The organism is Metaplanococcus flavidus, assembly GCF_042675885.1.
Lineage (GTDB): Bacteria > Bacillota > Bacilli > Bacillales_A > Planococcaceae > Planococcus > Planococcus flavidus.
On sequence record NZ_JBHTKI010000019.1, the window covers coordinates 87,906 to 108,161 of the forward strand.

The 20,256-nt window shown below is 46.3% G+C and carries 21 protein-coding genes; 10 read left to right on the forward strand and 11 right to left on the reverse strand.

Annotation, left to right across the window (positions count from 1 at the left end; genetic code table 11):
- Positions 1–174 precede the first annotated feature (174 nt).
- The 4 genes from fumC to ACFQ1X_RS12410 all read left to right on the forward strand — a co-directional run bounded on the left by fumC (position 175) and on the right by ACFQ1X_RS12410 (position 4,226).
- Entirely contained in the window at positions 175–1,557 is a 1,383-nt protein-coding gene (gene fumC / locus ACFQ1X_RS12395) for a class II fumarate hydratase (protein ID WP_144839231.1), read from the forward strand.
- A gap of 124 nt (positions 1,558–1,681) precedes the next feature.
- A complete protein-coding gene (locus ACFQ1X_RS12400; protein WP_144839229.1) occupies positions 1,682–2,335 on the forward strand; it encodes a Dph6-related ATP pyrophosphatase in 654 nt (217 codons plus the stop codon).
- A gap of 14 nt (positions 2,336–2,349) precedes the next feature.
- Complete coding sequence (locus ACFQ1X_RS12405; protein ID WP_144839227.1) at positions 2,350–3,345, forward strand: GNAT family N-acetyltransferase; 996 nt, start codon at positions 2,350–2,352, stop codon at positions 3,343–3,345.
- A 116-nt stretch (positions 3,346–3,461) separates the two neighbouring features.
- Positions 3,462–4,226 (forward strand): SurA N-terminal domain-containing protein, encoded by a 765-nt coding sequence (locus ACFQ1X_RS12410; protein WP_379082776.1) that lies wholly within the window; start codon positions 3,462–3,464, stop codon positions 4,224–4,226.
- 165 nt (positions 4,227–4,391) lie between these two features.
- On the opposite strand, the gene ACFQ1X_RS12415 is transcribed toward ACFQ1X_RS12410, so the two are convergent.
- A complete protein-coding gene (locus ACFQ1X_RS12415; protein WP_144839225.1) occupies positions 4,392–5,213 on the reverse strand; it encodes an STAS domain-containing protein in 822 nt (273 codons plus the stop codon).
- Positions 5,214–5,372: 159 nt separating this feature from the next.
- A complete protein-coding gene (locus tag ACFQ1X_RS12420; protein WP_144839223.1) occupies positions 5,373–6,419 on the reverse strand; it encodes a glycosyltransferase in 1,047 nt (348 codons plus the stop codon).
- A 221-nt stretch (positions 6,420–6,640) separates the two neighbouring features.
- On the opposite strand from ACFQ1X_RS12420, the gene ACFQ1X_RS12425 reads away from it, so the two are divergent.
- Positions 6,641–7,339, forward strand: coding sequence for an ABC transporter ATP-binding protein (locus tag ACFQ1X_RS12425; RefSeq protein WP_144839221.1), 699 nt, complete (start codon positions 6,641–6,643; stop codon positions 7,337–7,339).
- A complete protein-coding gene (locus ACFQ1X_RS12430; protein ID WP_144839219.1) occupies positions 7,329–8,627 on the forward strand; it encodes an ABC transporter permease in 1,299 nt (432 codons plus the stop codon). The genes ACFQ1X_RS12425 and ACFQ1X_RS12430 overlap by 11 nt, the downstream gene beginning before the upstream one ends.
- A 45-nt stretch (positions 8,628–8,672) precedes the next feature.
- Here the strand turns inward: ACFQ1X_RS12430 and ACFQ1X_RS12435 are convergent, their stop codons facing one another.
- On the reverse strand, positions 8,673–9,248 hold the full coding sequence (locus ACFQ1X_RS12435; protein ID WP_379082781.1) for a hypothetical protein: 576 nt from the start codon (positions 9,246–9,248) through the stop codon (positions 8,673–8,675).
- A gap of 57 nt (positions 9,249–9,305) precedes the next feature.
- The gene (locus ACFQ1X_RS12440) at positions 9,306–9,860 is read right to left on the reverse strand and encodes a M15 family metallopeptidase (RefSeq protein WP_144839217.1); all 555 of its coding nucleotides are present in this window, start codon (positions 9,858–9,860) and stop codon (positions 9,306–9,308) included.
- 390 nt (positions 9,861–10,250) lie between these two features.
- On the opposite strand from ACFQ1X_RS12440, the gene nfsA reads away from it, so the two are divergent.
- Together nfsA and ACFQ1X_RS12450 are read left to right on the forward strand one after the other, a co-directional pair.
- A complete protein-coding gene (gene nfsA, locus ACFQ1X_RS12445; RefSeq protein WP_144839215.1) occupies positions 10,251–10,982 on the forward strand; it encodes an oxygen-insensitive NADPH nitroreductase in 732 nt (243 codons plus the stop codon).
- Positions 10,983–11,004: 22 nt separating this feature from the next.
- Entirely contained in the window at positions 11,005–11,619 is a 615-nt protein-coding gene (locus tag ACFQ1X_RS12450; protein ID WP_144839213.1) for an NAD(P)-dependent oxidoreductase, read from the forward strand.
- Positions 11,620–11,818: 199 nt separating this feature from the next.
- Here the strand turns inward: ACFQ1X_RS12450 and ACFQ1X_RS12455 are convergent, their stop codons facing one another.
- From ACFQ1X_RS12455 to ACFQ1X_RS12475, 5 genes are read right to left on the reverse strand one after another with little or no spacing between them, the layout of a single operon-like run.
- Positions 11,819–12,763 carry an ABC transporter permease gene (locus ACFQ1X_RS12455; RefSeq protein ID WP_144839211.1) on the reverse strand — a complete coding sequence of 315 codons (945 nt, stop codon included), beginning with the start codon at positions 12,761–12,763 and terminating at the stop codon, positions 11,819–11,821.
- The gene (locus tag ACFQ1X_RS12460; RefSeq protein WP_144839619.1) at positions 12,741–13,664 is read right to left on the reverse strand and encodes an ABC transporter ATP-binding protein; all 924 of its coding nucleotides are present in this window, start codon (positions 13,662–13,664) and stop codon (positions 12,741–12,743) included. Before ACFQ1X_RS12460 ends, ACFQ1X_RS12455 begins: the two co-directional genes overlap by 23 nt.
- On the reverse strand, positions 13,661–14,365 hold the full coding sequence (locus ACFQ1X_RS12465; RefSeq protein WP_144839209.1) for an ABC transporter ATP-binding protein: 705 nt from the start codon (positions 14,363–14,365) through the stop codon (positions 13,661–13,663). The genes ACFQ1X_RS12460 and ACFQ1X_RS12465 overlap by 4 nt, the downstream gene beginning before the upstream one ends.
- Entirely contained in the window at positions 14,362–14,721 is a 360-nt protein-coding gene (locus ACFQ1X_RS12470; RefSeq protein WP_144839207.1) for a GntR family transcriptional regulator, read from the reverse strand. The genes ACFQ1X_RS12465 and ACFQ1X_RS12470 overlap by 4 nt, the downstream gene beginning before the upstream one ends.
- 1 nt (position 14,722) lies before the next feature.
- The gene (locus ACFQ1X_RS12475) at positions 14,723–15,487 is read right to left on the reverse strand and encodes a hypothetical protein (RefSeq protein ID WP_144839205.1); all 765 of its coding nucleotides are present in this window, start codon (positions 15,485–15,487) and stop codon (positions 14,723–14,725) included.
- 144 nt (positions 15,488–15,631) lie between these two features.
- Between ACFQ1X_RS12475 and ACFQ1X_RS12480 the strand changes: the two genes are divergently transcribed.
- A complete protein-coding gene (locus tag ACFQ1X_RS12480) occupies positions 15,632–16,054 on the forward strand; it encodes a hypothetical protein (RefSeq protein WP_144839203.1) in 423 nt (140 codons plus the stop codon).
- 454 nt (positions 16,055–16,508) lie between these two features.
- Here the strand turns inward: ACFQ1X_RS12480 and ACFQ1X_RS12485 are convergent, their stop codons facing one another.
- Complete coding sequence (locus ACFQ1X_RS12485; protein ID WP_144839201.1) at positions 16,509–16,763, reverse strand: hypothetical protein; 255 nt, start codon at positions 16,761–16,763, stop codon at positions 16,509–16,511.
- The gene (locus tag ACFQ1X_RS12490) at positions 16,760–17,917 is read right to left on the reverse strand and encodes a class I SAM-dependent methyltransferase (RefSeq protein WP_144839199.1); all 1,158 of its coding nucleotides are present in this window, start codon (positions 17,915–17,917) and stop codon (positions 16,760–16,762) included. Before ACFQ1X_RS12490 ends, ACFQ1X_RS12485 begins: the two co-directional genes overlap by 4 nt.
- A 522-nt stretch (positions 17,918–18,439) precedes the next feature.
- On the opposite strand from ACFQ1X_RS12490, the gene ACFQ1X_RS12495 reads away from it, so the two are divergent.
- Positions 18,440–20,077 carry an AMP-binding protein gene (locus ACFQ1X_RS12495; RefSeq protein ID WP_144839196.1) on the forward strand — a complete coding sequence of 546 codons (1,638 nt, stop codon included), beginning with the start codon at positions 18,440–18,442 and terminating at the stop codon, positions 20,075–20,077.
- Positions 20,078–20,256 lie beyond the last annotated feature (179 nt).

Here is a 20,256-nt window from a genome sequence, read left to right on the forward strand (position 1 = left end):
AGAGCGACTGAGGAGGCTCAGGCCGCTCCCGAGGAAAGCGTCCCCCTAGAGCGTAATGGTTGAAAAAGTCAACAAGCCTAAAGCGATTAATCCTTTGGATTAGTCGCTTTTTTGCGTTTTTTTGTGTTTAATAGAAGAGAAGGTTTCATAGACATAAGAATTGGAGTGAATGGAATGCAATATCGTACGGAGAAAGACACCATTGGTGAAATTCAGGTTGAAGCTGACAAAATGTGGGGAGCTCAGACACAGCGCAGTGTCCAGAACTTTGCAATCGGTACGGAGCGCATGCCGCATGAAGTGGTAATGGCGTTTGCCCAATTGAAAAAAGCGACAGCCAAAGCAAACCATAAGCTTGGAAAATTATCGGAAGCGAAAATGAGAGCCATCGAAGCTGCTTCCAACGAAGTAATTGAAGGAAAATGGAACGATCATTTCCCCTTGGTTGTCTGGCAGACGGGAAGCGGAACGCAGTCGAATATGAACATGAACGAAGTGTTGGCTCGACGCGGCAATGAAATTTTGGCTGAACAGAATTCGGATGAAAAATTGCACCCGAATGATGACGTCAATATGTCTCAAAGTTCGAACGATACGTATCCGACGGCTATGCACGTGGCAGGCGTTTTGGCAGTGACGGAAACATTGATTCCGGCTGTTCAGAAATTGAAAGCCACTTTAGCTGAGAAATCGGAGAAATTCGATGACATTATTAAAATTGGCCGTACACACCTGCAGGATGCAACTCCATTGACACTCGGCCAGGAAATCAGCGGATGGAAACATATGCTCGAGAAAAGTGAACGCATGATCAGTGAAAGTGTTAATTATATGCGCGAATTGGCCATCGGCGGAACAGCAGTCGGCACCGGCATTAACGCGGATCCGAAATTCGGCGGCTATGTAGCGGATTTCATCGCTGAAGCTGTCGGTTCAGAATTCACTTCAGCTGAAAATAAATTCCATGCACTGACGAGCCATGATGAAATGGTTTATGCTCACGGTGCGATTAAAGCTTTAGCGGCGGACGCGATGAAAATCGCCAACGATGTACGCTGGCTTGCAAGCGGGCCGCGCAGCGGCATCGGGGAAATCACTATTCCGGCAAACGAACCGGGAAGCTCGATCATGCCAGGGAAAGTCAATCCGACACAAAGCGAAGCGCTGACAATGGTTGCGGCACAGGTTATGGGGAATGATGCAACAATCGGTTTCTCTGCCAGCCAGGGGAATTTTGAACTGAATGTGTTCAAGCCTGTTATTGCCTATAACTTCCTGCAATCGGTTCGCTTATTGGCAGATAGCCTGGTCAGCTTCAACGATCATTGTGCAGTCGGCATTGAAGCGAATCTGGATGTCATCCAGAACCATGTGAACAACTCACTGATGCTCGTGACTTCATTGAATCCGCATATCGGTTACGAAAAAGCGGCGGCAATCGCGAAGCAGGCGCATACAGATGGGTCAACTTTGAAAGAATCTGCTGTAAAAAGCGGACATCTGACTGCTGATCAATTCGACGAATGGGTAAAACCTGAAAATATGGTCGGAAAATAAATGAAAATCGAGCGGCCGGAATTTATTCCGGCCGTTTTTTCATTGGGTGCTAAATAATGGAAAGGTTTTATCCGTTAGTTGTCGAAGTCTTTAAACAGGAAACAATTAGCGAAAGAGGTGCAATATGCAAAAAACATTTATGATGTCATGGAGCGGCGGCAAGGACTCTGCTCTGGCATATTACCGGGCTGTGTTGGAAGGGAATGTTCCCATTTCCTTATTTACAATGTTCGAAGAAGACGGCTCGAAATCAAGGTCGCACGGGCTTCCTATGGAAATTTTGGAAGCGCAGGCTGAACGTCTGGGACTTCCGCTGGAAATCGGCAAAGCGGATTGGAGCGGCTATGAAAAAGAGTTCATCAGCCAATTGAAGGAATTCAAAGAGAGTGGCATTGATATGGGCGTCTACGGAGACATTGACCTGGAAGATCATCGTGCGTGGGTGCATAAAGTCAGCGATGAAGCCGGCATGGGCGTCAGCCATCCGTTGTGGGGAGAGCCCCGCCGCAAGCTGTTGAAAGAACTTATTGCGGAAGGATTCAAAGCTGTTATCACGGTCGTCGATACCGCCCGCATGCCGCCGGAATTTCTTGGCAGGGAGTTCACTCTCGAACTGATCGAAGAGTTGGAGGAGCTTGGTGTGGATGCTTGCGGAGAAGAAGGGGAATTTCATACGGTAATTATTGACGGCCCGATTTTTGTTGAGCCGATTCCTGTTGTTTTTGGAGAAGTCATTGAGGCTGGGCAATACCGGATACTCGAAGTGAAACTTCAATAAGAGGAGTGATAGCGATGATTCAATTTGTCGGTGTTGAGGAAATCCATATTCGCCAAATGTCTGCTTTATTGGCAAAAAGGCATGAAAAAGAGAGAAAAGCATTTCCGTTTTTGCCAGCGGTATTCGAAGAAATTGATGAAGCTGAACAGGTAATCAGACAACAGCTAAAAAAGCCTTTTGTCAGCGGAATCGCTGCAGTCAGAGGAATCGATGTCATCGGCTATCTCCTCTATGAATTCAAGGAAGATGCGGATCGGGGACGTTATATCCTGATGAATTACGAGTCCGTCGCCATCAGTGACAACGAGCACCCGACTCTGCTCCGTCTGCTCTATGCAGATGCAGGTGCGGAATGGGTCAAGCACGGATATTTCAGTCATGTCCTGATGGTGCCTTGCAGTGAGCAATCTCTCGTGGAACAATGGCTGGAGCAGGGCTTCAGCTACGAGCAGAAATACGCAGTCCTGAATTTGAAAGATTTTGAGACCGCCGACAGCGTTGAGCCGGGTAAGTTGAAGATTCGGAAAGGCGACCAAACAGATGCGCCGCTGCTGAGGAAAGTGGCTTTATGGAACAGTATCCACCAGGCGGCTTCTCCTTCCTGGCACCCAATTACGAAAGAAACGATGGAAAACATCAAACGGAGTTATATGAATCTTTCTCAGGACAAAGAGGCTTTTCTCTGGATTGCGGAACTTGGTGAACGCATCGCCGGATTTCATGTTTATTTCAGAAAAGAAGATGAGTTGAGTCTGTCGACACCGCTGAACTGTGCTGAACTTACCGCCGCTTCCACCAATCCGGATATGCGCGGCAAAGGCATTGGGCGGGTGCTTGCCCATCATTGTTTCACAGAAATGAAAAAAGAGGGCTTCGATTATGTGTATGCGGATTGGCATACGCCCAATCAGATTGCTTCTTATTTTTGGCCCCGTCTTGGCTTCGAACCTTTCATGATCCGGATGTCGCGAAAAATCGATCCACGCATCGCCTGGGCACATGGAGATTGAAGGGAAAGCATAAATTAGATTTCTTTTTTCATCCTATTGGACATAAGTATTTTCATTTTACTTACTCTCTGAATGTGATACAATTACGTCCATTATGATTGAAAGGGGAATAAATTTTGCCTAAGAAGATGTTATTAAGCCTATTAATCGGTGCCTCAGTAATGGTAACCGCGGCATGCAGTGATACAGATGAAAATGCAAACGAAGAAGGAACACCGACAGAGGAACAAGCAACTGAAGAAAACGGTGAAACAGCGGAACAACCGGAAATGCCGGAGCCCGATTTGGAAGGCGTACCGGATCTTGTAGCTGAAGTGAACGGAGAAGAAATCGATAAAGAGGAATTCGAATCTGCTTACACGGCGCAATTCCAGCAAATGGCGATGCAAGCTCAAATGTCCGGCCAGGAAGTTGACCAGACTCAATTGAAAGGGCAGATTGCAGAAAGTCTTGTAAGCCAGGAGTTATTGGTACAGGAAACAGAGAACCGTAACATTGAAGCATCTGAAGAAGAAATCAATGAAACGCTGACAGCTCTGGCAGAACAAAATGGCCTCACATCATCAGAGGAATTTTTGACGGCTCTTGAAGAACAGGGATTGTCAGAAGAAGAAGTGATGGGCCAAGTAGAGTCACAGGTGAAAGTGGATAAGTTGATTGCTGAAGAAGCAGGGAATACTGAAGTTTCAGAAGAAGAAATGCAGGAATTCTATGATCAAATGAAAGCACAGCAGGAAGAAGCTGGCGGCGGGGAAATGCCCGCTTATGAAGAAGTGAAACCGGAACTTGAAGCTCAGCTTGCACAGCAAAAGGAAAGTGAAGCTGTACAGGGATTAATTGCAGAACTTCGCGAAGGTGCAGACGTAACAGTCCACATTTAATGATATGAAAAGAACCAGGCCACCCATGATGGGGGCCTGGTTCTTTTTTGTTGAGGATTTTAATTAATATCGTATCCGCCTTCTGAATAAGGCTCAATTAAAAATTCTCAAATAACAGAAGAAAATTAAAAAAGCTCCTCCGGTATGGAGAAGCCTGGATCGAACTTATTTTCCGATGGTTTCCAATGCCTGTTTCACGGTGCTGAAGGTGAAGGCGGAAGACATTGTGATATTGCTGTTGATTGCCACTTGCACCAGTTCAGGGCGCATCCCGCTGGAGGCGACCTGGATGCCCATGATCCGAAGCATATTACCGATTTGGTGAAGTGATACTGCGACATGGGTGTTAATGGTCAGCACCCCGGAGAAATCCATAATCACATAATCCACATTCATGGCAGCGATCTTGGGTACTGCTGTTTCCATGATGAATTTCGTTCTTTCTTCATCAATATAACCGATCAAAGGAAGCACGACGACTTCATCGCGTATGGGGACGATGGGTGCTGAAAGGGAAACCAGTTCCTTTTGCAATTCTGCTTTTGACTGGTCAGAAAGTTGTTCGAAAGCACGTACGGTTTCGTTTAGGCTGACGTCCAAAATACGGTTGATTCCTTTTATAATATGTCCGGTATCCGCTGAGGACAGCTCGATTTCCAGACTGATGCGAATCAGGATATCCGTAAAAATATCACGGGTTAAGGGGTAGCGCACAATGATGTCAGAAATTTTGCCCTCACTGTTCACTTGCATTTGAGCGTTGTTTTTACTCCACTCGATTAAATGCTCAGGCATAAAGTCTTCGTTTTCATTTTTCAGCGATTCGCTGAAGAAGCCCAGAAGTTTAACGTACATGGACAAAGCCGCTTCCTTTTCCTCTTCTGATATTTCTGTCTTGCTGCGGCTTACTACGTACTCGACTACTTCTTTCGAAATGGAATGTGCATTTTCTGAGATATAAGAGGAGAACTGATCGACTGATAACATTACTTTCACACCTTTACATGAGTTCGTACTTCAAGTATAGACTAAATTTATGAAAAATATAGGTTGATTCGAGAAAAGGAAATGGCGAATTATGGATAAGGAAACAGAAAGCCGGAACAGAAAATTCATTTCTGTTCCGGCTGTTGGTGAAGTTTCGGTTCATTCTTTGCGAAAAACCCAGGCTCGTTGGACGACAAAACCGAGTATAAAGAGGATTGTATCGACTATGACCTTTAAAATCACTTCTCCGCGTCCCAGCCATTCAGCATAAAGAAAATGGACCGAGCCGGCAGAAGCCAGCATAATGAAAGCGGCCAGTATAAAATATCGGACCAGTGATTTGTTGGACCCTTGTTTAAAGACTTTGTTGCGGTTGATATAAAAATTGAATAATGAAGACAGTATACGGGCGGCAACCGTAGCGAAAATAATGAAGAGATCAGGCGCCGGATCCCGGAGCAGCTGTATGAACAGCCAATACAATCCGATGTCGAGCGCAAAGGATGCTACCCCCGATAAACCATAAAAAATGAAAACTTTATAAATATGGTATGAATCCCTGAGAGGATTGAAGTGCGATGATTTATTGTCATCGATATAGACGGTTTCGATGCTTACTTCCGTCACTTCGATATTGTTTTCTCTTAAGGCAGCGAGGACATTCATCTCAAATTCAAAGCGTTCACCGATGACTTTCAGCAATTGTGGCAGGTACCTGACGGGTATGCCCCTTAATCCAGTTTGGGTGTCTGTCAGCACAGTTCCGGTTGAAAGGAGAAACAGCAATCGGGTGAAGCGGTTGCCGAAACGGCTCCGGAAAGGGATATTCTTTTGGCTGAAATCCCTCGTCCCAAGCACCACTTTTTCTGGTGTTTTGAACATTTGCTCGGACACCTTCAGGATATCGGTGACCAAATGCTGGCCATCCGCATCAGCTGTAATAACTGCTTCACAGGAAGGCCTATTCTTAAGTATGTATTCGAATGCGGTTTTCAACGCTCGCCCTTTTCCCCGATTGACAGAATGGTTTAGTAGCGTCACTTCTTTATGTGATTCAAGGGATGTGAAAGTAGATGCAAATTCCTCGCTGTTGCCATCGTCGACGACTATAATTTGCCGGAAGCCGGCGGCAATGATTTTTTCGACAGTATCAAGGCATTTTTTATCCGGTTTATATGCTGGGATAATAATCGCAATTTGCTCCACGGATGACCTCCTTTCCGGTCCTGCAGAATCCGCATATGCCATGCGATTAGAAATTGCCGGAACGCTGTGATGTGAAAATCGCTTGAAATAGCATCCTATTGTAAGAATACCCAAGCACAAGGTCTTTCACACAACATCTTAAGAAAATCTTCAGAAACCTTCTCCATATTTATTAAGATTTTCCATATACACTTATGATATTAGTGAAAGGGGAAGACAGTATGATAAAAATCAGAGGGTTGCACCATCATTTTAAAATAGGCAAAAAAGGAGATCAGCGGGAGGTACCGGTTTTGAAGGGGGTCACTCTGGAAGTTGGCAAGGGTGAGATTGTGGCGATTCTGGGTAAAAGTGGTTCAGGGAAATCGACATTGCTCCATATACTGGCGGGATTCATGTTGCCGGAAACAGGATCCGTAATGGTCAATGGCAAGGAAACATCAATATTAAAAGAAGCGGATCAGGCGGATTTCCGGCTGGAAAACTTCGGCTTCATCTTTCAGAATTTCCAGTTGATGCCAGGGTTAAGCGCTTTTGAAAATGTTGAACTGCCGTTGAAAATCAAAGGGATGGATGAAAAGGAACGCAAAATAAAAGTGGGAGAGCTGCTAGAGAAAGTGGGTCTTCATCAAGTCTCGGGCCATTATCCGAACGAACTTTCCGGCGGCCAGCAGCAGCGGGTCAGTATTGCAAGAGCACTCATAACGGATGCGCCCATCATTCTGGCGGATGAACCGACAGGAAGCCTGGATTCAGAGACGGAAAAAGAGATCCTCTTGCTGATTCAATCATTGAACAAAAAGTTGGGCTTAACGTTCGTCATCATCACGCATGACGAAGAAGTGGCTGCTGTGGCAGACCGGCAATATCGCTTGCACGACGGTGAATTGGTGAAAGGGGGACAGCGCTATGCAGTTTAAGGACCAGATCGATTTTATCAAACAGCATATGAAACGCAATAAGCTGCGCGTCGCCACCACCATTCTGGCAGCTACGATGGGCTGCGCATTTCTCATCGTCCTGGCTTCAATCGGTTTTGGACTGCACCAAACGATAACGGACGATGTGCTGGATAATAATCTGGTGACAGAAATTGAAGTTGCCGGGAAAACAGATGGCGAAACGGAGTTATCTTCTGCAGATATCCCCGAAGAGGAACTTGAGGCGATCAGGAAAATGGATCACGTAGCCGCAGTAGTAGAGCGCAATCAGCCGGATGCTGATACGCAAATAATTATCGGAGAGCGGAATACTTATTCACGGGCGATTCTGTCCAGTATGCAGGAAGAGAAAAAGGCTGGTTTTGCTTTATCGGATGGGCAGATGCCGACAAAGCCCACTGAAGTAATAGTCGGTTTTCATTTGGCAGAACGTTTGCTGACAGAAGAAGAGATGAAAAAAGAGGCCGATGGCGAAGAGGTCCAGGGGTTTGCGGGAAATCTGATCGGACAAACGATTGAATTGAAACTGACGCCTTATACGAACGAAGGTGGAGATGCGGCAGAAGCTTCTTCGTGGGAATTTGTGGTGACCGGCATTGCAAAAGAACCGGCGAAAGATTGGATGACAGATACCAGCGTCTATGCCGACTCTTCCTGGGCACCCGTATTCAATGAAGAGTTGGGCCTGGAGCAAGGGCACAAGAATATCCTGGTATATGCGGATGACTTACAGGATGTCGGAGGTATTACCAACGCTTTGAAAGAAGATGGCTATTACGTCTATTCCGTAACGGAAGAGTTGGGTGCCATGAGTGTCTTCTTTAACGCCTTGAAAGCAGGACTGATTTTTGTCGGTACCATTGCAGTGCTGATTGCTTCCATCGGAATTTTCAATACGATGACGATGGCGGTTACCGAACGGACGCGTGAGATTGGTGTCATGAAGGCAATCGGAGCGAAACCCAAGCTGATCCGCAAATTGTTCCTGATGGAAAGTGCTGCAATTGGAATAATCGGGACAGTCCTGGCGGTCGCTATTGCCTACGGCATCAGCGTTTTGGCGAACTGGCTGATTCCAATCATCATTTTGAGTTCATTGGGCGAAGAGGATATGGGCGAAATATCGATTGTCATTTCAACGATTCCCTGGCAGTTGGTAGTCATTGCATCAGCAATCAGTATCGGAGTGGCGATGGTGTCAGGATGGCGTCCGGCACGCAAAGCGACTCAAATCGATGTTATCCAGGCTTTGCGCCAGGAAATGTAATAGAAACAGAAGAAAAGCACGTTCCCCATGGGAGCGTGCTTTTCTCTACTCGTCGACCACTTTGAAATCGACTTCGGCATGGATTTCATAATCTGTTTGTTCACCATCAGCGGTTTCTGTGTAAAAATCAGCATAGCCATTGACGACGTAATAGCCCTCTGGGAATTCATTATTTATTATACTTTTGGTAAATCCGATATAATCCGAGTCATCCTGGTCACTATAGCCGCCGCTGCCGGAATAGAATTCGCGGAGAGGCTCACCTTTCGTGAGTGTTGTCGTAAGCAAAGGCTCGATCATCGGGTAATCCACTTGATAGCCGTGTGTTTTTTCTTCCATAGGAAAAAAGAATGTGGAACCGGCGTGGTAAATATCGATGCTGTCCTGTTCACCAACATACTCAAGTTCAGCGTAAATTTCTACCGGACCGCCACTTGCATATTCTTCCTGCTCCGAAACGAGTCGGTAGATGAAATCACCATCCCTTGCTTCGGCCTCAGTGTTTTGGACTGTAAATTTTTCAATAGAAGAAGAATCTCCATTTCCGGCGTCATCAGCTGTTCCGCAAGCGGTAAGAAAGAGCAGAGGCAGGAATGAAGCCAATAGCGTAATATTTTTCATCGCGCATACACCCCTTTACAGAAGAAGACGGTTCAGAGGGGTGAATGGTTACAGTTTCTAGTCCAGTTTATCTTCCGGTCGCCAGCCTTTTCTCAGCTCGCGAATCGATAATCCGAATGTCATTTGGAGATGGGGATAATCCTTGAAACGGTTCCAGTCACCGCCCCATTCAAAACCGAGTCTTTTGCCAATTTCAGCAACTTCAAACCAGTCGGAACGGCCGTTGCCATTATCATCGCGTTCAATGTCCCAGACGATCGAGCCGTCATCAAGCTGCAACGCGAAATCGATGGCAAGTCCATAATTATGATAGGATTCGCCGCCTTCGGCATAAGTGACGATATTGCCATCGGAACTGCGGCCTTGATGATGCAAGCGGTCCTGTTCCTCAACAGAGCGGAATCCGTCTGTAATGATAATGTCTATGTCGATTTCTGCAGCTTCCTCAACCAGTTGCTGGCTCATTTCTTCTACAATCGGGTGTAATGAATCCGGCAATGGGCGGTCTTCCAACTCTTCACGAAATTCAATTTCACGCTGTACCCAAAAAAACAAAAAACCGCCGAGTACCAGCAGAAAAATTATTATAAAAGCGGTTTTTGCCTGTTTCACTATTCATCACCTCTATGGGTTTTATTTAAGTTAAATTAAGAATCAGTTTACGTATGCCGCTTAACGCTTTGGAAGTGCAAAGAACAATGCTCTTGCGCAAGCTCAAAGGAGCCACTAAATCGCTCCTAAGCTGAGGGAACTTTCTAGAGATATGGAGCAAAACAGCGAAGACGCCCAGGGGACCAAGCGAAGTGCTGAGATCCACTCGGGCGAAGTGAAACGAGACCGAGTTAGCTCAGCGCGAGCCCCCAGGCAAGCGAAGCTGTTTTGCGGAATATCGGCTACTTCAATTATTAATTTCAACTTATATAGTTTATCAAAAATCGCCGCAACAGTATCCTCAGACGGAATTTGGTACGATAGAAGAAACAAGTCTTAGGAGGAATACATATGGTAATTGAGTTGATGAAATCCCACGCCTCGGTGCGTGATTATAAAGAACAGCAATTGACGCGAGAAGAAGTGGAAGAGTTGGTCGGTGCAGCACAATATGCGGCAACATCGCATTTTGTTCAAGCGTATTCGATTGTCTGGGTAACAGATCCTGAGAAACGCCGGAAACTTGGCGAATTGTCGAAAAACGCGAAGCAGATGGAAGGTGCCGGTGCGGTCTTCCTGATGTGTGCGGATTATAACCGGTTAAAACACGCGGTAGAAATGAACGGCGAATCGATCGTATTCGACCAGGCAGAGAATTTGCTGGTAGCGGTCACGGATGTAGGGCTGCTGGCTCAGAATCTTGCTCTTGCCGCAGAGTCGAAAGGCTATGGAATTTGCTATATCGGCGGAGTCCGCAATAATATGGAAGAGATCGCTGAATTGGCTGGCTTGCCTGAAGGTGTGTTTCCGGTCTACGGTTTGACGGTCGGTGTTCCGAATGAACGCAATGAGGTGAAGCCGCGCCTCCCGGTGGAAGCGATCCTTCACGAAAATAAATATGATGAAGAAAAATACAAGAGTATTCTACCGGCATACGACAAGACGATTCAGGAGTATTACGGAAGCCGTGGATCCAACCAAAAAACAGCTACCTGGACACAGCAGATGACGAATTTCCTGAAAAAGCCGCATCGTCCGGATCTCAAAGATGTATTGGCAGCCAGGGGATATAAATTCAAATAATTGTTTCAGGGAGGACGAAACGATGAAATTGGCGATTTTTGGAGCAACCGGCAGAGTGGGCAGCGAAATCCTGAAGCGCGCCTTGGCAGACGGCCATCAGGTGAGGGCATTGCAGCGTTCGCCCAAGCTGGATAAACACCCAAATCTGGAAACAGTGTTCGGCAATGTCCGGCACAAAAAAGATGTGGAACGCAGCATTGCGGGAGCGGACGCGGTAATCAGTGCACTAGGAACAGATAAGACGACGACGCTGACCGACGCTATGCCGTTCATTATCGAGTCGATGGAAGCTCATGATATCAAAAGGGTTATTACCATCGGAACTGCCGGTATTCTTAACAGCCGGCTCGAAGAGGGAAAGCTCCGTTACCAGGGCGGCGATTCGAACCGGAAAATGACATTTGCGGCGGAACAGCACGAAAAAACTTATCGCATGCTGGAGGAATCGGGTCTGGAATGGACCGTCGTCTGCCCGACTTATTTGCCGGACGGCGAAGCAAGGGGCGGCTACCGCGTTGAAAAAAATTTTCTTCCTGAAGGCGGCAAGGAAATCAGCGTGGGCGATACTGCTGAATTTGCCTATCGCCAGCTGGAAGACAGCGCATATATACGAAGCCGTGTGGGATTGTCCTATTAATAACGAAACAGCCCGGAATTTCCGGGCTGTTTTTATTTATGCCCAACTTTGAATGAAATATGCCCAACTTCGGCAGGAATACGCCCAACTTTCTTCGGAATACGCCCAACTTCGATCCAAATACGCCCAACTCGTCACGAAAACGCAAAAACCCGCAAAAGCCGGACAGGCTCTTGCGGGTTTTTCATAATCGATTTTATTACGCAGTGATATCGCGTTTGCTGAACGTGAGATAACTGATCGCCATGAAGATGATGAAATAGACAAGCAGCACGATCACGGACATGGTCATCGTGATATCTTCAACCGGCATAAAACCGGTATAGTACTGCGTCAAATCTGTATGCGTAAACAGGTAGTATTTAACGATTTCATAATCTGCCAGCAGGAAGACCGCCTGAATGCCCGTGAACATCAGGAAGATCGACAAGCCGATCGCAAGTGAGCTGGAGCGGAAAACCGTTCCGAGCATAAACGCGAAAGTGCCGATGATCCAGACACTGGCGAAGCTGAGCGCGACCATCTTAAGACCTTCCAGCCAGAATGATCCTTCAATTACTTCAGAGCCGTTCCATGTAAGGAAGGTGCCATCGCCGATGCCGTAAAAAATCAACCCTGCGAGTGCAGTAACGATGAATAATACGATTGCCAGCAACACGGCATACACCATCGTGGCAATATATTTTGAAGTCAGGATCTTCCAGCGTTTGACCGGACGCGTCAGCAGCATTTTGATGGTGCCCTGTGAAAACTCGGCAGCCACAATGCCGCCGGCAACGATGACAGTGAACAACGTGACAAGGGACATCATGACATATGAGTCAATGACACCTTGTTGCATGCTGTCGTATTCATAAGGAGGCAAGTCGTTTTCGAGGCGGTGCTCGGAAATGGCCACTTCACCTTCAAAATACCTCCGTTGCTCTTCGCTCAAATCAGGATCCTGCAGCATACTCTGATTATAGGCCAGTTCATTGGTTTCAACTTGCTCCCATGTTTCCGTATTATTTACTTCCATCGATTCATTGACCCATTTGGTAATGGCAGCCGATGCCAAAAGGATAATTGCAAGTAAAATGATCATAATCCAGGAAGATTTACGGCTCCATAATTTCATCCATTCATTCTGTGTGAGCTTGAGCAATTTCTCCACCTCCGGTCATTTCAAGGAATTGATCTTCCAAAGTCGCTTGGAAAGGCTGTACCGCGAAAACAGAAACGTCCGCGTTCACCAGCAGTTTTACTGCGCCGGGGACATGTTGTGACTCTGTTTCCACCAACAGGCCGCCGTCGTGCCTGGAAACCGGAAAGCCGATGCCGGATAATATTTCTTCCGCTGCGGCTACAGGTTCGACTTTGAAATAAAATCGGGATTGCTGAAGCTCTTTGACATTTTTGATATCAATCAATTCACCGTTTTGAATAACAGCAATCCGGTCGCATAATAATTCAATTTCCGATAACAGATGGCTGGAAACAAAAACAGCGACGTCGTTTTCGCGGGCAATTTTTTGCAGGTAGAGACGGAATTCCCGGATACCTGCCGGATCGAGTCCATTGGTCGGTTCGTCGAGAATCAGGAATTTCGGATTGTGCAGAAGAGCTTGTGCCAGGCCCAGCCGCTGACGCATCCCCAGGGAATAGGACCCTACTTTTTCGTTGATGCGATTTTTCATACCGACCTGCTGCACCACTTCATCAATCCGTTTTTTCGAAATGCCTTTATGCATCCTTGAAAAGTGCAATAAATTTTTATAGCCCGACATGTATTTGTACATTTCCGGGTTCTCGACAATCACACCGACTTTCTCGATGCTTTCTTCAAAGTGATGCGTTACCGATTGTCCATCGATCAACACATCGCCTTCAGTCGGCTTCATCAATCCGACCATCATCCGGATTGTCGTGGTCTTGCCGGCTCCATTTGGTCCGAGAAAACCGGTAATCTGTCCTTTATACAAATCGAGGTTCAAGTTTTTGATGATTCTCTTGTTGCCGATCGTCTTTGACAAATTTTTAATCTGTACCAATGCCCGCTCATTCATCCTCTTGCACCCGCTTTCGTCTCTTTTGTCATCCATTCCACCATATCCATTCCCGTTTCATCGCGAATTTCATCCAAATGCCTGTGTGCCAATACCTTGCCGTTTTTCAATAGGACCAGTTCATCGAGTAAAGTTTCGACTTCGCGGATTTCATGTGTCGACAGGATTAAAGTCTGGCGTTCCAGGTCCGTGAAGCGGATCAGCCCTTTGACCAAATCGGCTCGTACCATCGGATCCAGTCCGGAGAAAGGTTCGTCCATTAAGTAATAACGGCTTTCACGCCCTAAAGTTGCGGCCATTTTTGCGCGTCCCCGCATCCCTTTGGAAAGATTTTTCATCTTGGAAGAAGGTGAAACTTCGAGGAAGTCCAAAACTTCTTTTGCTTTCAATTCATTGAAATCGGCAAACTGGCTGCGGTAATAGCTGAATAATTGCTCGACGGTGAAATAAGAATAAAACATATCAGCATCCGGAAGATAAGCGATTTCTTCAGCGTGTTTCCTGGAAACGGCCGTGCCGTCAATCCGGATGGAGCCGCTGTCGATTTTGCCGACGCCGGCTATGGATTTCAGCAAAGTCGATTTGCCGCTGCCGTTTTCACCGGCAATCCCTATTATTTTTCCCGTTTCAAGAGTTAAACTAACTCCTTGCAACGCTTTTGTGGAGCCGTATGATTTTTTTACATGGTTCAATTCAATCATTGGATTTCCCTCCTGACCAGTTCGACGATTTCGTCCTTCGAAAATCCATAAGCTTCCACATTGGCGATAAACGATTTCACCAAATCCGCTTTTTTGCTGTCGCGGAGCCTATTCAGGCGTTCTTCATTTTCAGTTATGAATGAACCCTGGCCGCGCCGGGTTTCTGTTAATTCCATCGTTTCCATCTCCTTGTAAACGCGTTGCACCGTATTGGCGTTGACTCCGACTTCGATGGCGTATTCCCGGACAGAAGGCAATTTATCCCCCGGCTTTCTGCGGCCCCGAATAATGTCTCCCGACAGGAGATCAACCAGCTGCTGATAAATCGGCTTGTCCTTGTCAAAATCGAGCCCCATATTAAGCCCTCACTTTCTTCTCGAACCAATAAGCTGTCAGCAGATACAAGAAAACCAATAATAGCGCAGTGACCAGCAGCTGCCCGACTTGAAGTGTCGCCCGATTTTCGAACGAAAGCATCAAACCGTGGGCAATATTCGTTAAGAATTCGGATTTATCCAATCGGATGACCCAAAAATCAGTAGCTGCAATATACAGCTTTGTCGCCATGACCCGGTCCCACATTTCCAGCCCGAAAATAAATAACCCGAATGTGACGATATAAGCGAAACTGCCAATTTTCGGCTTCATTGTGTAAAACAGGGTCAAGTAAAAATAGTAAACGATGGCGACCAACACAGAGAAAAACAGGATTACCGCAACGAAAGCGGCGCCGAAAGGAAGCAGGTTTTCCATTTCAATCAAATCCGGCGCAAAAAGCATGGATACAAATGTAAGTAGGCTTGTCCACAACAGCGAAAGGGCAGTCGCCAAAAACACTATGCCGAATTTGCTGGCGTTGATTTTATGTATCGAAGCACTGGAATGGAAAAATATATCCGGATGGTCCATCTCTTTCGTAAAAAGGATGGAAAGCAAAACGATCGGCACCAGTGTATGTAAGAGCATAACTGTCCCGGAATAAACAAGAAGGCCGAGAAATGATTCAAATGGGAACAGCATCGCTGAACCGAGCGGAATAATAATATCCAGCAGCAATACCAATAATACATAGCCTTTAATAATCGTCCAATCTTTCATTAGTAATCCGCGAAACTGACTCATCATTCCATCTCCTCGTAGTACTGTATTAATTAAATGGTACACTGGTGCAAAACTAAATGCAATAGAAATTTCCAGTTCAATGTCTAACGCAGTATAAAAGAGGGAAAGGATTAGGTATACAGTTTTTAGCGGGGAGGAATAAAAATGAAAGAGTTGCAGGATAAAGAGCAGATACTCATCGCGTATTATGCACAATATTTCAAGGGAGCCACTCTGGAGGATATCAAAGGGCTGGAGCAACGGCTTTCCGACGGTATAGGTGAAGAACGTTACCGGAAGGCAGTCAAGGAATTGGAAGAAGAGGGGCTGGTTTTTGGCGTCGAAAAAGCGGAAGCCCGTCTTAAGGAAGACGGCATAGACAGCCCGATGGCTACCAATAAGGGGATGCTTTACGTAAATAGCGCTTTGAACCTGCAATCTGAAGCTGTGGAAGATCATCAATTGGATTATTTGGAGAACAATCTGGAAAGCAGCGGCCTTGAATTCACACTGGAACCGGTTGAAAAATATATAAGAGAAGTAATTCAGGAACAGGCAAATAAAAAACCGAACGAAAACTCTCCATAAAGAGAAAAAGAAGCAGCCTCCAGAAAAATGGGGGCTGCTTCTCAGGTTGTCGAGAAACCGGCAACTTCTCCAATAATTTCGCTCTAGGCGGACGCTTTCCTCGGGGAGCTGCCTGAGCCTCCTCATCGCTTCGCTCTTGCGGGGTCTCAGGACTAGCTTCGCTCAGTCGCTATGCTCCTTCACTGCTCCCGATGGAGTCGCCGCCTGCCGCTTCATTCAAACCAGTTTAGAAAGAAAATGACTAACTTTTACTTTCTGAAATTCAACCTTTACTCCTTCTGGAGTTGGATCTGAGATATGGAGCAAAACAGCGCAGACGCCCAGGGGAGCAGGCGGATGCCGACGAAGTGCAAGATCCACTCGGGCGAAGTGAAACGAGACCGAGTTAGCTCAGCGCAAGCCCCCAGGCAAGCAAGCTGTTTTGCGCAATATCGGTTTTTATGCTTCTTTTAGATTATAATTCGAGTACGAAAAACGCGATAAAAATAGTCAGCACAACAATTGTGTTGATGATCCTGCCGGTTTTTTTGCTGACGCTGTCATCGAGTGCCGGAAAACGCTCGATAAATTTCATCCCGCCGACAATCAATCCAACTAAAACGAGCAAATTGATAACGATATGCATATCATAGACGTGTACATCAATATAACGCACCAGGATGACAGAGAATGCCAGGATGATGCCATTTACAATATGAATTTTTTTCATAGTAACTCCTTTAATTCGTTTTCAAGAAACGGCTTGGCGGACAGCATACCCGTAAACTGGCGATAGCGTTCCAATTGTCCGGCTTCCGGCTTCCGTCCGGTTTTATAGGCGCGGATCAAAATATTCTTCGGTGTATGTTCCATATCGATAAATTCCATCAATTGTGTCTCGTATCCGATAAGCGACAGCAATTCAGCGCGGATGGAATCCGTCGCCAGCGCACTGAAACGTTCTTTGATCAGGCCGTGCTGCAGCATAATGCCAAGTGCAGGTGATTCGATCTGGTGATTCAGCTCACTTTGGCAGCAAGGGACGCTCAATATGACTTTAGCGTTCCATTTGACTGCGCGGGACAATGCCATATCGGTCGCAACATCGCAGGCATGCAGGGTAACCACCATATCGACTGCCGATTCCTCGTTATAATCATTGATATCCCCAACAAGAAACTCCAGTTGAGCATAGCCCAGATCATCCGCAATCATCTGGCATTCCTCAATGACTTCTTTCTTCAGATCAAGTCCTGTCACCCGAAGATCAAGCCCTTTTTCCACGCGCAAATAATGATACAGTGCAAACGTCAGATAGGATTTCCCCGAACCGAAATCGAGTATGCGCACAGTCCGGTCTTTTGGAAGGTGGACCAGCGCGTCATCGATAAATTCGATAAACCGGTTGATCTGGCGGAATTTATCGTATTTTTGTTTTTTTACGCTGCCATCCAGATTCTGCACCCCGAGACGCACAAGAAAAGGATAAGGGATGCCGTCTTCCAGCAAATATTGTTTTTTCCGGTTATGCGATAATTCAACTTGCTTTTTACCGGTCTCTTCGGTTTTCCAGCTCACTTTGAATTTCTTGGAAAGCTGGATCTGAACTTTTTCTTCCATGAATTGAAAAAGCCCCTGGCGAAACTCCGTGAATAAATTCTCAAGTTCCGCACCCGCTTCTTCTGAAGTTAAATTTTTATGTTTCAGCACATGTTCATGCTGGTACTCGAATTGGATATAATAATTGTTTTTGATTTCGACAGGTTTCAGTTTGACGCGTTTCAAATCGCCCGACTTCTGCCGCGGCTGGCTGATAGTTGCAGAAACAAGCTTTTGCTCATCGAGCTGTTCCGCTAGTTTCATATGCATTTCGTGTAATTCCATGGTAGTTCCTTTCCTGATTCAAGATAAGACAAGTTTATCACGGAACCCGGCAAATGAGACAGTAACTGTTTCCGGAAATGTCACAGCACATATTAAATTATTTAGAATTTTATGATAATATAGTAAGGGAATAAGTTGAACTAAAGAATTTCACATTATAAACCGCTTCGGCGCTGTGGACAAGGGCAGAGATTATGCTCCTGCGCAAGCTCGTCGCAAAGGAGGTTCCATCTTCGTATGGCACACCTTGGCTCCCGCAATAAGCCGAGAAGACCACTCGTCTTATTGCTTCGCCCAGTCCTGAGGCGCGCCGGCGCTAAGGAAACTCTTTAGAGATATGGAGCAAAACAGCGAAGACGCCCAGGGGACCAAGCGAAGTGCTGAAATCCACTCGGGCGAAGAGCCCGAGTTAGTTCAGCGCGAGCCCCCAGGCAAGCAAGCTGTTTTGCGGAATATCGGCTACTATAGAATAGTAGTTCAACACATAATTAGTGAAAACGTTTACACATTGGAGGTAGGGAAATGGCGATTTTACATCAAACTGTCGGACAAACCGTCCGGGAACAAGCATCTCTCCATCCGGAAACAGAAGCATACGTTTATCCGGAACACGGAATCCGCAAAACCTATAAAGAATTTGACGAAGAAACGGACAGACTGGCCAAAGCTTTTATTGGCATCGGCATTGAAAAAGGCGAACATATCGCCATCTGGTCGGATAATAAACGGGAATGGCTGTTGAGCCAATTCGCCACCGGCAAAATGGGGGGCGTGCTGGTCACCGTTAATACGAGCTATCAATCGACTGAACTGGAATATTTATTGAAGCAATCAGATTCGACCACATTGGTCCTCGGTGAAGAATTCAAAGGAAATAATTATATCGATATTATTAATGCGGTTTGTCCCGAGCTCAAGAATTCGAATAAAGGAGATATCCGGAGCGACAAACTTCCACATTTCAAACGCGTAATCGTCATGAGCGAAAACAATTATCCCGGCATCTTTACATGGAGCGAATTTGAAACGTTCGCTGATGAAGTATCTGACGAGCAGCTGGAGGAGCGTTTTGAGTCGATGGATCCGGAAGAGGTCATTAACATCCAATACACATCCGGTACGACAGGGTTTCCGAAAGGCGTTATGCTAACACACCTGAATGTCGTCAATAACGGTAAACTGGTCGGTGATACGATGAACCTGACGGAACGTGATCGTTTGTGCATTCCGGTTCCGTTCTTCCATTGCTTTGGCTGTGTGCTGGGAACGATGGCGGCAGTTACGCATTCAACGACGATGGTCATTGCTGAACAATTCGAGCCGAAAAAAGTGCTGCAGATGGTGCAGGATGAAAAATGCACGGGTCTTCATGGAGTTCCGACAATGTTCATCGCGGAATTGAATCATCCCGACTTTGCATCATTCAATACCTCAACGCTGCGGACCGGCATCATGGCGGGGTCACCTTGCCCGATTGAAGTGATGAAAAAAGTGATCAGCGATATGGGGGCCTCAGAAATCACCATTGCCTATGGCCAAACGGAATCTTCGCCAGTCATCACCCAAACACGGGCGGACGACGATATTGAGAAACGGGTTTCGACTGTTGGTAAACCTCATGCGGAAGTAGAAGTGAAGATTATCGATCCGACCACTGGTGAAACGGTGCCGATTGGAGTTCCGGGAGAACTCTGCACACGGGGCTATCATATTATGAAAGGCTATTACCAAAACGAGGAAGCAACGAACAATGCAATCGATTCGGAAGGCTGGCTGCATACGGGCGATATTGCAATGGAAGATGAAGACGGTTATATCGCGATCACCGGCCGCATCAAAGACATGGTCATACGGGGCGGGGAAAATATTTATCCGCGGGAAATCGAAGAATTCCTTTACAGTCATGCGGCCATCCAGGATGTGCAGGTCGTTGGCGTGCCGGATCCGAAATACGGAGAAGAACTGATGGCCTGGATCATCCTGAAAGAAGGGGAACAGCTGGATTCGGAACAGCTCCGCAATTATTGCACCGGCAAAATTTCACGGCATAAAATTCCGAGGTATTTCGAGTTCACCAAAGAGTACCCGATGACAGCTTCAGGTAAAATCCAAAAATTCAAACTGCGTGAGCAATCCATAGAGCTGACAGAAAAAAACTGAAGGTATTCAGCATTTATTTTTAAGGAACTGAAACCAGTATAAATGAGTCATGGCGCTGCGCCTATTGCGGCGCTTTTTCTTTCGATTAGTCAATAGTTTTAAGGGTGCCGCCCGCTATCCAGAACAGCAGAAATTGTTTAATCCCTCCGGTTTCAGGGGAAAGGGGGAAAGTAACAATT